This is a genomic window from Pseudoalteromonas sp. SR41-7, from assembly GCF_014163935.1.
Lineage (GTDB): Bacteria > Pseudomonadota > Gammaproteobacteria > Enterobacterales > Alteromonadaceae > Pseudoalteromonas > Pseudoalteromonas distincta.
Genome location: NZ_JACJEF010000002.1, coordinates 125,414 through 140,844 on the forward strand (window position 1 = coordinate 125,414; position 15,431 = coordinate 140,844).

Here is a 15,431-nt window from a genome sequence, read left to right on the forward strand (position 1 = left end):
TCTTAGTTAGCTGCTAGTGTTTTAAAGTATTGCTCTAATGCGACGACCTGTGCCTGTGGGTTGTCGAGCGCATTAAATACTCGCCTAAACTGACCATCACTGTCATGGGTTTGCAAATACCAAGATACATGTTTGCGAGCAATTCGCGCTCCCATTGGCTCACCGTAAAACATATGGAGGTTTGTTAAATGCTCCATTAATATACTGCGCACCTCTGCAATAGCAGGTGGCTGTAAATGTTCCCCAGTTCGCAAATAGTGGTCTATCTCCCTAAATATCCAAGGGCGACCTTGGGCGGCTCGGCCAATCATAATGGCATCTGCACCCGTATAGTCTAAAACCTGTTTTGCTTTTTCTGGTGATGTAATATCACCATTGGCAACTACAGGAATCGACACTGAACGTTTTATATCCCTAATCGTGGCGTACTCAGCCTCACCTTTGTACATACATGCGCGCGTACGCCCATGTACAGCAAGTGATGCAATGCCATAACGTTCAGCTATTCTCGCAATCTCTACACCATTACGGTTATCCGGATCCCATCCTGTACGGATTTTAAGTGTCACAGGTATATCAACAGCATTAACAACTGCATCAATAATCTCTTCCACAAGTTCAGGAAACTGTAATAAGGCAGAGCCTGCGAGTTTCTTGTTCACTTTTTTTGCTGGGCACCCCATATTGATATCTATGATCTGTGCACCATTAGCAACATTGAATTGTGCGGCCTGCGCCATAAGCTCAGGATCTGCTCCTGCAATTTGCACCGCGCGTATACCCGACTCACCGCTGTGATCCATACGGTTCATCGACTTTTCTGTTTTCCAAACCTTAGGATTTGACGATAGCATTTCAGACACAGCTAAGCCCGCACCTAAGCGTCGACAAAGTTGTCTGAATGGTCTGTCTGTAATGCCTGCCATTGGCGCGACAATTACATTATTCTCAAGTTGGTATTTACCGATACGCACTATATTCAATAGGCCTCTTTTCAAGGGGCGCTAAGTTTACGGTTTTTTTCACAAAAATCAAAGGCTATAAATTGAACAAAAGCAACTTTTTTTTGCCCTTTTCGTATTGACATTTGATAACCACATGACAAGTAGGTTGATTTGTTTGAAATTCATACAGATTTTATTTTTTACAAGATAACTAGAAAATTTTTTGATATGTAAAAAAATAGTAAAGCCTGTTAAATACAGGCTTTACATGCATGTTTTGAGTTAATGCTCTAGATTTGATTGTTCGATTTATTACGCTTTTTTAGTGCCACTTACTCGAGTCCAATCACCTTCAACGGCAATGTCATCTAGTTCAATAAACGGTGCATAAATATCAGCAACCGATTGTGCTTGTTCTTCTAAAATACCTGACATGGCAATTTTACCACCTGGCTTTAATAACCCTAAAATCACACTATGTAATTCGCGAAGTGGCTGGGCTAAAATATTGGCCACTACTATATCTGCACTAAATTCAGGTTGGTTTTCTGGAAGGTATACTTCAAGTTTGTCTGCAACACCATTTCGGTTCGCGTTATCAAGGCTTGCTTCAAGCGCTTGAGGGTCAATATCTATCCCAATCATACGCTCTGCACCTAGTTTTATAGCTGCAATACCTAAAATGCCTGAGCCACAACCAAAATCAACAACCGTTTTACCCGTCAGATCTTGGCTTTCTAACCATTTAAGGCACAAGGCCGTTGTTGCATGCGTACCCGTGCCAAAAGCAAGGCCAGGGTCTAGCAATACATTTACAGCATCAGGGTCAGGAATGTCGCGCCAGCTTGGGCAAATCCATAGTTTTTCGCCAAATTGAATAGGGTGGAAGTTATCCATCCATTCACGTTCCCAGTCTTTATCTTCAAGTTGCTCGATTTTGTATACTAAATTGTCTTTTAGCTCATCATGGCGCTTCAATAACGCAACGACTGCGTTCATATCATGATTAGCTTCGAACAGGCCAATAACTGTGGTATCAGCCCAGAACACAACGGTGCCAATTTTAGGCTCGTAGATAGGGGTGTCTTTTGCGTCAATAAAGGTTACTGAAGCGCTACCCGCTTCCATTAATAGATCGCTTACGGCATCAGCTGTTGCAGCATTGGCATTAATACGAATTTGGATCCAAGCCATGGTTATTTCCTTCAAATAGAAAAAAGGCCGCTATAGCGGCCTTTTTAGTTTATATAGTAGCGCTAAAATTATTTAGCGTCTAAAAAGCTTTTCAGTAAATCTGAGCGAGAAGGGTGGCGTAATTTACGCAGCGCTTTCGCTTCTATTTGACGAATACGCTCACGTGTTACGTCAAACTGTTTACCTACTTCTTCTAAGGTGTGGTCGGTATTCATATCAATACCAAAACGCATACGTAGTACTTTAGCTTCACGAGCTGTTAAGCCTGCAAGTACATCGTTAGTTGCGCCACGAAGAGATTCCATTGTTGCCGAATCGATTGGCGAATCAATAGTTGTATCTTCGATAAAGTCACCTAAGTGAGAATCTTCATCATCACCGATTGGTGTTTCCATTGAAATTGGCTCTTTAGCAATCTTAAGTACCTTACGGATTTTATCCTCAGGCATCATCATGCGTTCTGCTAATTCTTCTGGATTTGGCTCACGACCCATTTCTTGTAACATTTGACGAGAGATACGGTTAAGTTTATTAATCGTTTCAATCATATGCACAGGGATACGGATTGTTCTTGCTTGGTCAGCAATAGAGCGTGTGATTGCTTGACGTATCCACCACGTAGCATAAGTAGAGAACTTATAACCACGGCGATATTCAAACTTATCAACCGCTTTCATCAGACCAATGTTACCTTCTTGGATTAAATCTAAGAATTGTAAGCCACGGTTTGTGTATTTTTTAGCAATTGAGATTACAAGACGTAAGTTAGCTTCAACCATTTCTTTTTTCGCACGGCGTGCTTTCGCTTCACCTATGCTCATTCGACGGTTGATGTCTTTAATACGCTCAATGCTTAAACCTGTTGTTTGTTCAATAACAGATAATTTATTAATGCTACGAATGATTTCTGGCTTAACTTCTTCAAGTTTAGCTGAATACTTTTCGTTACCTGAAATTTCTAAATCAACCCAAGAAGCGTCAGTTTCGTTATTAGCAAAATGCTTAACGAATGTTTTCTTTGGTAATTTAGCAATTTGAACAGCTTGCTTCATGATTAGGCGTTCTTGAACACGAACACGATCCATCATTTCACGCATGTTATTTACCATGCGGTCAAACTGTTTAGGTATTAATTTAAATGTTCTGAAAAGCTCACCAATTTCAAAAATGGCTGCTTGTGATTCAGGATGCGAACGACCTTTAGCTTCAAACGTATCACGTGCTTTATTATATAAATCACGTAAATTTTCAAAATGAATACGAGCTTCTTCAGGATCTGGCCCTGTGTCTATCTCTTCTTCATCTTCATCATCGCTATCAGCATCATCTTTGTCATCTTTATCGTCGTCCTCAAGTTGCTTAGCACTTAATTCTGAACCGATGTTAGTTGCTGAAATTGGCGCTGTATCTTCATTAGGATCGATAAAGCCAACGATAATATCGCTTAAACGCATTTCTTCAGCTTCAAACTTATCCCATTGCTCTAGTAGGTAAGTGATTGCTTCAGGGTACTCTGCAACAGAAATCTGTACTTGATTAATGCCTTCTTCAATACGTTTAGCGATTACAATTTCGCCTTCACGTGTAAGAAGTTCAACAGTACCCATTTCGCGCATGTACATGCGAACTGGATCCGTTGTACGGCCGATTTCTTTTTCTACAGTCGCAAGGGCTGCAGCGGCAGCTTCAGCTGCGTCTTCGTCTGTCGTTGTTTCTTGCATCATTAATTCATCAGCATCAGGCGCGTTTTCGCTAACCTTGATACCCATGTCATTAATCATGCTTATGATATCTTCTACTTGATCTGAGTCTATAATGTCTTGTGGAAGGTGATCATTTACTTCTGCAAAAGTTAAGTAGCCTTGCTCTTTACCTTTCTGAATCAGAAGTTTTAATTGTGACTGAGGAGTTGGATCCATAGAGATTGTTTCTTCCACTCTGATAAGTTGATACAACAGGCGCCATCATGTAGTTTGCATTAAAGCTAACTAGAATAATGTGACGCAGTGAATAGCACAGTATAACAGTTTAAATCAATTTTGACTAGGGTCTGTTGGTCTTTCAGGATTAAAGTTTGTTCTATCCAAGGGGGATTTAATCGCGGCGCGAGGTTTGTAACCTAGTGGGCTAAGTAAAAACCGAGCAACAAAGAGTAAACCTCCCTTGGGTCGATCCCAAAGGGCAGCGCGTGTTTGGTATTTATGCTGCGTTATCGCCTATTTATGTGGAATAACCACACTACATAAGCTATGTCTTGTCTAAATACCAAACACACTGCTGTAAACTTAACCTCGAAAGATAAACAGACCCTAACTGTTAGTCGCTTTTAACGCTGTCATTAACAAATGACACTCAAGCCTTTCATCGCTACTAAGGCCTTGTGTCTTGTCCTTTATTAATAGGGTCTCGAGTCGATAATTTAAACACTGATCTTCAATAAACTTGAAAGTATTTTTAAAAACCGTCTCTAAACGTTCTTCATTTATCTCATGTTGCCACGTTGCAAGCTTGATTAATGGCTCGTAATCTTCAGTTCCTCGAAAAAACTCGAGCAGTTGCGCAGTGGTCACATTTTCTTTTTCTAAAGCTTGTTCTTGTAATCGTAATAACAGCCCTATGCCAGCAATGTTCATTTGTGCAAGCTCAGGTAAATACGGCACACTTTTAGCTAAATTAGGGTGCTGGATCAATATACCGATAGCTTGGCGCATAGGTGTTATTTTAAATTTACGTTCAATAGAGTGTTGCTGTTTAGGCGTTTTTAAACGGCTATTTAACTGCTCACGCGTTCTGCCAATTAAGCGTCCTAATTGTTCAAGAATGTTTTCTTGATAAAACTCACTTGGAATTTTTTCAATTAGTGGAAGTGCTGCACTAAGAAGTTTAGCTTTTCCTGAATCGAGTGTTAAATCAACTTCTTGGCTTAATTTATTAAACAATACTTTGGTAAAGTCATCTGCTTGGCTTAGGCGCAATTCGAATTGCTCCTTACCTTCTTTTTGTACTAGCGAGTCAGGGTCTTCGCCATCTGGTAAAAATGCAAATTGTAGTGCTTTACCATCGTTTAAATAAGGGAGTGCATTTTCAAGTGCCCGCCAAGCAGCGTCACGGCCAGCCCTGTCGCCATCATAACAACAGATTACTTTATCAGTAGTTCTAAATAAAGTGTGCATGTGCTCGCTTGTTGTTGCTGTCCCCAGTGATGCAACTGCATATTCAATCCCTTGTTCAGCTAAGGCAACAACATCCATATAACCTTCAACAATCATTACATGATCAAGTTTTTTATGGGCTTGCTTTGCTTCGTAAAGCCCATAAAGCTCAAAGCCTTTATGGAAAATTCGGGTTTCTGGCGAGTTTAGATATTTTGGCCCTTGGTCGGCTTGCATTACACGCCCACCAAATGCAATAACGCGTCCGCGTTTATCGCGAATAGGGAACATTAGGCGATCGCGAAAAAAATCAAATTGTCTGCCTGGTGTTTTTTCTGAAGCTAGCTTTAGCTCAACCAATTGCTCTTTTTGTTCTTTATTACGACCAAGCTGTAGGCATAGCCCATCCCATTCACTGGGAGCGTAGCCAATCATAAATTTTTTAACAGTTTCACCGCTTAAACCACGGCCTTTAACATACTCAATAACAGCAGCAGAATTACTATGGTGTTTTAATTGGTGCTGATAAAAGCGAGCAGTATGAAGCATTAAGTCGTAATCGGAGCGCTTTTGCGCAGCCGTACGCTCTGGTGCTGAATTTGCGCCTTGTTCTCGAGGTACTTCTAAGTTAAGCATGCTGGCTATTTCTTCAATAGCATCTACAAACTCTAGCTTTTCGTACTCCATTACAAACGAAATTGCATTACCATTAGCGCCACACCCAAAGCAGTGATAAAACTGTTTGTCTTGCGATACAGTAAATGAGGGAGATTTTTCGTTATGAAATGGGCAGCAAGCTTGATAATCCTTACCTGCTTTTTTTAGACCTACTTTTGAGTCTATCAGGTCGACAATATCGGTTCTGGCAAGTAAATCGTCTATAAAGTTACGTGGGATCTTTCCGGCCATTAGTAAAATACAGTCCTGAAATAATAAGAAGAAGAACGAATATGAAATTTACTTTTTTATACTTGCTTGATGCAAAATATAGTGTGCTTTAACTTACCAAAATGACAGCGAAATAAATAGGGAAGCTATAAAAAATTTCATTTTAAAGTAACCTAATCGGTGTACTTTTTATTAAAGTTAAAAACAAAGAAACCGAGCGCTAGGCTCGGTTTACTTCAATCATACTTTAATGTATGTGGGAGTATTAGGCAGTTAATCGTTGCTTAATTAAACCAGAAATCTTACCCATATCGGCTCGACCTTCAGCTTTGCTTTTGATTATACCCATTACTTTACCCATGTCTTGCATACCTGCTGCATTAGTATCAGCAATAGCCGCGTCAATGAGAGCAATTATTTCTTCTTCACTCAATTGTTGAGGTAAAAAAGTTTCAAGCGCTACTATTTCATTGGCTTCAATATCAGCTAAATCATCACGCCCAGCATCTTTGTACTGAGTGTAAGAGTCACGACGTTGTTTAACAAGCTTCACTATAACGGAGGTAATACCTGCGTCGTCTAGCGTTATTTGCTCGTCAATTTCACGTTGCTTGATTGCAGCAAGTACCATACGAATAGGGTTAAGACGTTGCTTGTCTTTAGCTCTCATCGCATCTTTTTGCGCATCTTTTAGCGTTATTAAAAGGCTCATTTATACAAGACCTAATATATTAGTATAATTTAACGCGACGAGCGTTATCACGAGAAAGTTTTTTCATGTGACGTTTAACTGCAGCAGCTTTTTTACGCTTACGCTCAGCTGTTGGTTTTTCATAGTGCTCGCGACGACGAACTTCTGAAAGGATTCCTGCTTTTTCACATGAACGCTTGAAGCGACGAAGTGCTACGTCAAACGGTTCGTTCTCTCTTACTTTAATTACTGGCATTAAAAATTCACCTACCTAAATTATGAGCGTTGCTCAAGTTGATCAAACATTGATCAAGTGGTTCAAAAATGGTGCGGTATTGTAATCCGAAGCAACACCACATGTAAAGGACAATATTAACAGAAACGCATTACGTTAAACAGTATTAATTTGCTTGGCGCTGGTACAGTTGGCAAAGTACTTGTCCCGCCTTTTTTTCTTTAATTAACAACCAGTTGGTTGGTGTTTCTAAGGCGGCTAGCTCTGCCTCTACTTCAACATAAATTAATGCGTCGTTGCTTAACCATTGGTTTTTTTCTAATAAATCGCAGGTTGTTTGCGCTAAATCTTTACGAAATGGTGGGTCAACAAATACAAGATTAAAGGCTTTGTTTGTGTTTTTTTGCTCTAAAAAGGAGAGCGAATTAGTATGCTTAACGTATGCGTTGTCGAGCTTTAAAGTGCTAATATTTTGTTCTAATTGCTTAGCGGCTAATGAGTCGAGTTCGATAAATGTAGCGCTTTTAGCATATCGTGATAGCGCTTCAAATCCCAATCCACCAGAACCGGCAAAACAATCAAGTACATTTGCGTCACGCGTATCTTGCATTAGCCAATTAAATACAGTTTCTTTAATTCGATCGGTAGTAGGTCTCAAGCCTTCTACGTTTTTAACCGGGAGTTTACGGCCTCGAAATTGACCACTAATCACTCTAATAAAGCCATCACTGGGCTTGTTAGCTGCTTTATTTTGCGTTGTTTTTTTTCTCATTTAGCTCACTAAAAAATGGTATATGGTATCTAGCTCAGATAATATTGTGGGCGATTACGTGTAGCTTCATTTTTCAACCGCATTAAAAGTGTTACTATTAAACACTTACGTTTTGAATGGTTGTATTTATTAGCAACTATTGCTGGGCATTGCCAAGCTATTTCAAATTTTAGTTTATCAGATTTTTATAAGTGGTTATTAGCAAGTATGACAAAAAAAAGTAAATTCATGTCGTGGCTCGGTTTTGGCAAGTCAGATAAAAAAGAAGCAGAGCAAAAAGCAGCAGCTGATAAACAACAAGTATTAGCGCAAGAAGAGGCCCAGAAGCTAGAGCAAGAAAAACTAGCGCAAGAGCAAGCTGAAGCTGAACGGTTAAAAGCAGAGGCTGAAACAGAGCGTTTAGAACAAGAACGCCAGCGTGCTGAAAACGCGGAAAAGATTGCCATTGAGCAGGCCAATGCTGAATTGCTTGCAAAACAGCAAGCAGATGCCGAGGCGCAAAGACAAGAACATGCGCACCGTTTAGCCGACCAAGAAAAAGAGATGCGCTTAGAGCAAGAACGATTAGCGGCAGAAAAAGTAGAGGCTGAGCGACTAGAGCAAATACGCCTTGAAAAACAAGATGAGGCAATCAAAGCCGAAAAGCTTGCAATAGAGCAAGCGAATGCTGAGTTATTAGCAAAAGAACAAACGGATGCTGAAGCTCAAAGGCAAGAGCAAGCGAAGCGCTTAGCAGAACAAGAAGCGCAGATGCTTTTAGAGCAAGAACGCATTGCGGCTGAAAAAGCAGAGAATGAACGCTTAGAGCAAGTACGTATTGCAGCTGAAAAAGCAGAGAATGAGCGTTTAGAGCAAGAACGCCTTGCAGCTGAAAAAGCAGAAAATGAGCGTTTAGAGCAAGAACGCCTTGCAGCTGAAAAAGCAGAGAATGAACGCTTAGAGCAAGAACGCCTTGCAGCTGAAAAAGCAGAAAACGAGCGTTTAGAGCAAGAACGTATTGCAGCTGAAAAAGCAGAGAATGAACATTTAGAGCAAGAACGCCTTGCAGCTGAACAAGCAGAGAATGAACGCTTAGAACAAGAACGCCTTGCTGCTGAAAAAGCAGAGAATGAACGCTTAGAGCAAGAACGCCTTGCGGCTGAAAAAGCAGAAAATGAGCGTTTAGAGCAAGAACGTATTGCAGCTGAAGAAGCAGAAAATGAGCGTTTAGAACAAGAACGTATCACAGCAGAACTTGCAATTGAAGAAGCTAAAAAAGCCGAAAAGCCAAAAAAAGAAGGGTTTTTCTCTCGTCTAAAAAAAGGCTTGTTAAAGACTCGCGTTAATATAGGTTCTGGTTTTGCGTCTATTTTTAGTGGAAAAAAAATAGACGACGAATTATTTGAAGATCTTGAAACTCAATTACTCACCGCCGATTTAGGCGTTGATACTACCATGAAGTTGATTGATCGTTTAACTGATGCAGCGAACCGTAAACAGTTAAAAGATGGTGATGCGCTTTATGAGTTAATGAAACAAGAAATGGCTGCGATGCTTAAAACGGCAGAACAGCCTTTAGTCATAAGCGAAGATAAAAAGCCGTTTGTTATTTTAATGGTAGGTGTAAATGGTGTTGGTAAAACAACGACTATTGGTAAAATGGCTAAGCAATTTCAAAACGAAGGTAAGTCGGTTATGCTGGCTGCTGGTGATACGTTTAGAGCGGCAGCTGTTGAGCAGCTTCAGGTTTGGGGAGAACGTAACAGCATTCCCGTTATTGCACAGCATACAGGTGCAGATAGTGCATCAGTTGTGTTTGATGCATTCCAAGCGGCCAAAGCACGTAATATAGATGTGTTAATTGCTGATACAGCTGGGCGCTTGCAAAATAAAGATAATTTAATGCAAGAGCTTGAAAAGATAGCTCGTGTAATGAAAAAGATTGATCCTGATGCGCCGCACGAAGTGATGCTAACTATCGATGCAGGCACAGGGCAAAATGCAATTAGCCAAGTAAACCTGTTTAATCAATGTGTTGGTTTAACTGGTATTACGCTTTCAAAACTTGATGGAACTGCAAAGGGTGGTGTTATTTTTGCGGTTGCAGATAAGTTTAATATTCCAATTCGTTACATTGGTGTTGGTGAAGGTATTGATGATTTACGCGCTTTTAAAAGCGATGATTTTATTGATGCGTTATTTAGCCAAGATGAGGACGACGTTTAATTTACCAAAAAAGGGAGCTAGCTCCCTTTTTAATTGCGAGGAATACTAATTTCATTAATGTGTTAATGGAGTTGGCATAATAAAAAGATGATAAATTTTCAGCAAGTAAGTAAGACCTATCCTGGAGGGCACCGCGCCCTCGAAAAAGTTAATTTTCATATTAAACCGGGTGAACTTGCCTTTTTAACTGGCCACAGTGGTGCGGGTAAAAGTACGTTGCTTAAGTTAATTAGCTTAATGGAACGTCCTTCAGCAGGTAGTGTATTTATCAACGGTGTTGATTTAAACGAAGTAAACTCGCGTCAAATTCCTTATGCTCGTCGTGATATAGGTATTATTTTTCAAAACCATAGGTTATTAGAGCGCTACACTATTTTTGATAACGTGGCATTACCTCTCATTATTGAGGGGACTCACCATAAGCAAATAGCTAAACGGGTCCATGGCGCGCTTGACAAGGTAGGCCTAATTGACAAAGTGAAATGTCATCCTTCAATGCTCTCTGGAGGCGAACAGCAACGAGTTGGTATTGCCAGAGCTATTGTAAACTCCCCACCAATTTTACTAGCTGATGAACCAACAGGTAATCTTGACCCAGAGCTTTCAATGGAAATACTAAAGTTGTTTGAAGACTTTAATAAACACGGTACCACTGTTCTTATCGCAACGCATGATTTGGGTTTGGTTGCACGTATGAAGTATCGTAGCTTAACCTTAAAAGATGGCCGTATGCTTCAAGACCCGCTTGCTGAGGGGGCACTATGAGTTTACTTTTTAAAGGTCGCCAAAATAGTAACGACAAGCAAAAAAAATCAGTATTAGCTGGCGGTTACTTTTTTATTATTAATATTTTTCGCCAAGGTGTGCATAGCTTAGGTGAAATGTGGCGCACGCCGCTTGCGTCTATGATGACTATCGCTGTACTTGGTTTGAGCCTAACGTTACCTGCAACACTTTACTTAGTCGTTAAAAACGTACAGCAAGTGAGTAGTGGCTTTGAAGAGGCGAGTGAAATATCGTTGTTCGTAAAAGAAAGTATGAACGAGCAAGAAACGCAAACATTAGTAAAGCGTTTAGCACTTTACCCAGAAGTGGAAAGTGTTGAGTTTATTTCAAAACAACAGGCATTAACTGAATTTAAAGATGTATCTGGCTTTGGGCAAGCTTTGGAGTATTTAGATAAAAATCCATTACCGGATGTGGTACTCGTTACTCCAACAAAACGTCACAGACACCCAAATGCCGCTAAAGTACTGCTAACTAAATTAGAAAGTGAACGTGAAGTTGATTTTGGTAAGCTCGATATAGCCTGGTTAGAGCGTTTAAATGCATTACTAGATTTACTTAAAGAAAGTGTAATAACCATCGCATTATTACTACTTACCTCAGTGACACTTATTATTGGTAACACCATTCGTTTGTCGATCATGGATAAAAAAGAAGAAATACAAGTAATGAAGCTAGTAGGCGCAACGAACACCTTTATACATGCCCCATTTTTATGGACGGGCATTTGGTATGGTGTAATAGGTGGTTTGTTTGCCTTTATATGCGTAGGACTAATGATGTGGTGGCTTTCAAGCGCTGTGAGCAGTGTAGCAGGGGTATACCAAACAAGCTTTTCGTTAATTGGATTATCGCTTAACGAGCTTGGCTTTTTAGTGTTACTTGCAACAAGCTTAGGATTTGTAGGCTCGTACCTTTCTGTAAATCGATATATTAAAGAGATAGAACCCGATAAAGTATAATAAACCCTGCAAACTATAAGTGAACCAACCCAGCTTGAAATGCGTAACGTATCGGACTGGGTTGTACCTCCCGTTATTAAAACTGTCATATTTGTGTACTATCCTCCCATAAAGTAATGAGTTGTAAATAAGGTGATGCGGTTAGGTTAATTGGCTGCAATCCCTCAATTCATCACTTATTCAGTCGCTTGTAGTAGACTAAACACATACTAAAAACTGCTTGATTTATACTTTTAAAAAGTTTTAAATTGGGGTTAGCACTCTTAGAGAAAGAGTGCTAAGATAGTTTCAAATGTTTATCACCGAGGTGAAAAATGAGTAAAGATTTATACGCAATGGCACTTACAGTCGGACAACAAAGCGCAAGCATGGACGGTTACCTTCAAGCGGTAAGCACTATTCCTATGCTTAAAGTTGAACAAGAGCAAGAACTTGCTAAAAGACTTCAGGAAGAAGGCGATCTTAGTGCTGCCAAGCAACTCATTATGTCGCATTTACGCTTTGTAGCACATATTGCTAAAAGCTACTCGGGATACGGCTTACCACAAGCTGACCTTATACAAGAAGGTAATATAGGCCTGATGAAAGCGGTTAAACGTTTTGACCCTACAGTGGGTGTACGTTTAGTGTCGTTTGCAGTGCATTGGATTAAAGCCGAAATTCACGAGTTTGTTCTTAAAAACTGGCGCATAGTTAAAGTTGCAACCACTAAAGCGCAACGTAAATTGTTTTTTAATCTTCGTAAAAACAAAAAGCGTTTAGGCTGGTTCAACCAAGCTGAGGTTAGCACTGTTGCTAGCGAGCTAGGTGTGAGTGAAAAAGAAGTACGTGAAATGGAATCGCGCATGAGCGGCCAAGACATGGGCTTTGACCTAACTGGTGACGATAACGACGATGCACCAACAAGTACATACTCTCCAGTACAGTATTTAACAGATGGCGCAGCTGACTTAGCTGACGACGTTGAACAAGAGCAGTGGAAAGAGCAAGCGCATACCCGTTTATTTAGCGCACTTAAAACACTAGATGAACGTTCACAAGATATTGTTAGCGCACGTTGGTTGTCTGATGATAAAGCGACGCTTCAGGAGCTTGCACAAAAGTACAGTGTATCTGCTGAGCGTGTTCGTCAGCTTGAAAAAACAGCGATGAAAAAGTTACAAAGCGCTATGAGCTAATATTGCTCAAGCAGAAAAATTTAAAAAGCCCTGCATGAAAATGCGGGGCTTTTTGCTTTTGAGTAGGTTGGTTTGAGCGAAGCGAAACCCAACGATAAAATATCTAATCAAGTAATACCGATACTTTGCATTATTAAATGGTTATACCAATCCGCAATAATACTTAATCATTTTGCGGGGCTAAACGTGTCGCTACCTGCGTTAAAAAAGTCTCATTTAGAACAACTGAATAGTGAATTTTTTGCCTAGCTATCAACACGTTTTTCCGCCCTCAAAATAGACCATTTAATTAAGCGAATTGGTATTAGTTTATTATTCGGATATAGCATTATTTAAAGCTTATATTACCTAGCACTCACTCCCTTTCCCTCAGCATGCGCTAACTGAATGTACTTACGTTCAACTAATTGCGAAACAGGTACGAGTTCAAAACCTTGCTTAGTTAGCTCTGGTAAGGCATGGCGTAAAAACTCGATGGTTTCAGGGTAGGGGTGAGCAATTGCAATGGCAAAGCTATGGGAAATGGCTAGTTGTTTTAACTCTTCAAGCCTTAGCTGCAGTTGTTCTGGTGTAGTTATGTTGTCTAAAAACACTTGGCGACTAATATTAGCAACACCCAAAAAGTTAGCGGCATTTTGTGCCTGACTCAAATCGGTTGTGCGACTATCTAAAAAATATAAATGACGCTTTTTAAGTACTTCCATTGTCCACTTCATAGCTTGGCTTTTTTGCGTAAGCGCTGAGCCCATGTGGTTATTAACGCCTTTAACTTGCGGTAAACTAGCGAGAGCTGTTCCAAGAGTTTGCTGAAGCTGCTCTTTATTCATATTTAAAGTAAGCGCACCAGGCCCTAGTTCTTTACCGTTAAGTGCTTGCATAGGTACATGAAGCAATAACTCTTTATTTGATTGACTGGCAAGTGTTGCAAAAATTTGCGAATAAGGGGTATGGGGCAAAATTGAATACGACAATTGCCCAGGTAAGGAAAGGAACTCTAAGTCCCGTTGATGATAGCCTATATCGTCTATCACTATTGCTATTTGCTTGGCGCTAATTGTTGCAGAGCTAAAACAAATAGCTAATGTTAGCCATTTTATTATTTTCACGTTTATAGTTTTTATTATCTTTTTAGCTTTATTTATACAGCTTATACAAGCTATTGCATGCTGAGTAATTGTTTGGCTTTAACCAACTGTAAATCGGTTAGATTACCAGTAAGTAATTGCGCATTATTGTTAGTGTGTTCATTTTTTATTATAACGGCTTTATTACTTTGTGAAAGGTTTGTTTGATTAACCGCCACATCTGGGGTTATTCCTATTCCATCAATCGATTTACCTAACGGTGTGAAGTATTTCGCTGTGGTGAGCTTTAATGCGGTATTGCCATCACCGAGTGGAATGAGTGATTGTACAGAGCCTTTCCCAAAAGATTGGCTGCCAACAATGGTTGCTCGGTTATTATCTTTAAGTGCTGCTGCAAGTATTTCGGCTGCAGAGGCAGAATTTTCGTTTATAAGCACAACTATGGGCGCATTTTTTAGAATGTCTCCACGCTTTGCATAAAATGCTTGGTTAGCATCGTAAAAACGTCCTTTAGTCGTTACTATAGTGCCACTTTGTAAAAATAGGTCTGATACAGCCACTGCGCTTTGTAATGTCCCCCCTGGGTTATCACGTAAATCAATTACTAAGCCTTTAAGTGGGTAGCCAAAATGGCTTTGCAGGGCGGCAACTTGTAGTGCAACTTCATGTAATGTGTGGTTAGAGAAGTTATTGATAGCTATGTAACCAGTTCCAAAATCTAAAAGTTCGCTTGTTACACTTTCGAGGTTTATTTGGCGACGTGTGACATGAAAAGTGAGTGGGTTTTTATTGTTATCGCGATTTACAATTATATCTATACTCGAAAATTCACTGTCTCTTATTAGTGTTGCTACTTCGTCGATAGTACGGTTTTGGGCTGCGTTGTTGTTTACACTTACAATAATATCGCCTGGTAAAATACCTGCCGCTTTTGCGGGCGAATTATTAACCACGTTAACAATAGTCATATTCTCGTCTATGTTCTTAACTTCTATACCAATACCTGTGTAACGACCATTTGTGTTATCAAATAATGAGGCTAATTCATACTCATTTAAGTACTTAGAATAGGAGTCGAGTTTTGAATATAAACGCTCAAACTGTTGGTTGTTATATTTAATATGGTGGCTATTTTGTAAGGTGAGATCTTCAACGTAATAGGTATGAATGTTAAAGAGTATTTCGTCTATTTGTTGTCTTTTAAGATCTTTAATTGAGCTTGCTAGTGCATTACTAGTAAAGGTAATTAGGGTTAGTAATACAAGCAAGTACAGACTTATATAAAAGTCTGCACTTTTTTTATTAACGGTATTTATTGTGTGTTTTTTAGTTGTCATCA

13 protein-coding genes are annotated in these 15,431 nt (G+C 39.8%); 4 read left to right on the forward strand and 9 right to left on the reverse strand.

The window, feature by feature from the left end; all coding sequences use genetic code 11:
- Nucleotides 1-2: 2 nt before the first annotated feature.
- From dusB to rsmD, 7 genes are all read right to left on the reverse strand, one after another.
- A complete protein-coding gene (gene dusB, locus H5092_RS03285; protein WP_024597553.1) occupies nt 3-974 on the reverse strand; it encodes a tRNA dihydrouridine synthase DusB in 972 nt (323 codons plus the stop codon).
- Nucleotides 975-1,256: 282 nt separating this feature from the next.
- The gene (gene prmA / locus H5092_RS03290; protein WP_002957801.1) at nt 1,257-2,138 is read right to left on the reverse strand and encodes a 50S ribosomal protein L11 methyltransferase; all 882 of its coding nucleotides are present in this window, start codon (nt 2,136-2,138) and stop codon (nt 1,257-1,259) included.
- Nucleotides 2,139-2,206: 68 nt separating this feature from the next.
- Nucleotides 2,207-4,057, reverse strand: a complete 1,851-nt coding sequence (rpoD, locus tag H5092_RS03295; protein ID WP_002957800.1) for an RNA polymerase sigma factor RpoD — start codon at nt 4,055-4,057, stop codon at nt 2,207-2,209.
- A gap of 390 nt (nt 4,058-4,447) precedes the next feature.
- Entirely contained in the window at nt 4,448-6,199 is a 1,752-nt protein-coding gene (gene dnaG / locus H5092_RS03300) for a DNA primase (protein ID WP_165744708.1), read from the reverse strand.
- Between the two features lie 244 nt (nt 6,200-6,443).
- Complete coding sequence (locus H5092_RS03305; protein ID WP_007376027.1) at nt 6,444-6,890, reverse strand: GatB/YqeY domain-containing protein; 447 nt, start codon at nt 6,888-6,890, stop codon at nt 6,444-6,446.
- A 19-nt stretch (nt 6,891-6,909) separates the two neighbouring features.
- The gene (gene rpsU / locus H5092_RS03310) at nt 6,910-7,125 is read right to left on the reverse strand and encodes a 30S ribosomal protein S21 (protein ID WP_002957797.1); all 216 of its coding nucleotides are present in this window, start codon (nt 7,123-7,125) and stop codon (nt 6,910-6,912) included.
- 145 nt (nt 7,126-7,270) lie between these two features.
- On the reverse strand, nt 7,271-7,876 hold the full coding sequence (gene rsmD, locus H5092_RS03315; protein ID WP_182720029.1) for a 16S rRNA (guanine(966)-N(2))-methyltransferase RsmD: 606 nt from the start codon (nt 7,874-7,876) through the stop codon (nt 7,271-7,273).
- Between the two features lie 207 nt (nt 7,877-8,083).
- Between rsmD and ftsY the strand changes: the two genes are divergently transcribed.
- From ftsY to rpoH, 4 genes are all read left to right on the forward strand, one after another.
- Nucleotides 8,084-10,081, forward strand: a complete 1,998-nt coding sequence (ftsY, locus tag H5092_RS03320) for a signal recognition particle-docking protein FtsY (protein WP_182732894.1) — start codon at nt 8,084-8,086, stop codon at nt 10,079-10,081.
- A gap of 87 nt (nt 10,082-10,168) precedes the next feature.
- A complete protein-coding gene (gene ftsE / locus H5092_RS03325; protein WP_182732895.1) occupies nt 10,169-10,846 on the forward strand; it encodes a cell division ATP-binding protein FtsE in 678 nt (225 codons plus the stop codon).
- The gene (gene ftsX / locus H5092_RS03330) at nt 10,843-11,829 is read left to right on the forward strand and encodes a permease-like cell division protein FtsX (protein WP_002957792.1); all 987 of its coding nucleotides are present in this window, start codon (nt 10,843-10,845) and stop codon (nt 11,827-11,829) included. The genes ftsE and ftsX overlap by 4 nt, the downstream gene beginning before the upstream one ends.
- Nucleotides 11,830-12,143: 314 nt before the next feature.
- Nucleotides 12,144-13,007, forward strand: a complete 864-nt coding sequence (rpoH, locus tag H5092_RS03335) for an RNA polymerase sigma factor RpoH (protein ID WP_002957791.1) — start codon at nt 12,144-12,146, stop codon at nt 13,005-13,007.
- Between the two features lie 344 nt (nt 13,008-13,351).
- On the opposite strand, the gene H5092_RS03340 is transcribed toward rpoH, so the two are convergent.
- Complete coding sequence (locus H5092_RS03340) at nt 13,352-14,113, reverse strand: divergent polysaccharide deacetylase family protein (protein WP_024597557.1); 762 nt, start codon at nt 14,111-14,113, stop codon at nt 13,352-13,354.
- Nucleotides 14,114-14,163: 50 nt separating this feature from the next.
- Complete coding sequence (locus H5092_RS03345; protein WP_182732896.1) at nt 14,164-15,429, reverse strand: S41 family peptidase; 1,266 nt, start codon at nt 15,427-15,429, stop codon at nt 14,164-14,166.
- Nucleotides 15,430-15,431: the final 2 nt, after the last annotated feature.

Bases quoted from the DNA above. Each gene is read 5' to 3' on its own strand.
- prmA (WP_002957801.1), bottom strand. From the start codon at position 2,138: ATGGCTTGGATCCAAATTCGTATTAATGCCAATGCTGCAACAGCTGAT.
- rpoD (WP_002957800.1), bottom strand. From the start codon at position 4,057: ATGGATCCAACTCCTCAGTCACAATTAAAACTTCTGATTCAGAAAGGT.
- dnaG (WP_165744708.1), bottom strand. From the start codon at position 6,199: ATGGCCGGAAAGATCCCACGTAACTTTATAGACGATTTACTTGCCAGA.
- H5092_RS03305 (WP_007376027.1), bottom strand. From the start codon at position 6,890: ATGAGCCTTTTAATAACGCTAAAAGATGCGCAAAAAGATGCGATGAGA.
- rpsU (WP_002957797.1), bottom strand. From the start codon at position 7,125: ATGCCAGTAATTAAAGTAAGAGAGAACGAACCGTTTGACGTAGCACTT.
- rsmD (WP_182720029.1), bottom strand. From the start codon at position 7,876: ATGAGAAAAAAAACAACGCAAAATAAAGCAGCTAACAAGCCCAGTGAT.
- ftsY (WP_182732894.1), top strand. From the start codon at position 8,084: ATGACAAAAAAAAGTAAATTCATGTCGTGGCTCGGTTTTGGCAAGTCA.
- ftsE (WP_182732895.1), top strand. From the start codon at position 10,169: ATGATAAATTTTCAGCAAGTAAGTAAGACCTATCCTGGAGGGCACCGC.
- ftsX (WP_002957792.1), top strand. From the start codon at position 10,843: ATGAGTTTACTTTTTAAAGGTCGCCAAAATAGTAACGACAAGCAAAAA.
- rpoH (WP_002957791.1), top strand. From the start codon at position 12,144: ATGAGTAAAGATTTATACGCAATGGCACTTACAGTCGGACAACAAAGC.
- H5092_RS03345 (WP_182732896.1), bottom strand. From the start codon at position 15,429: ATGACAACTAAAAAACACACAATAAATACCGTTAATAAAAAAAGTGCA.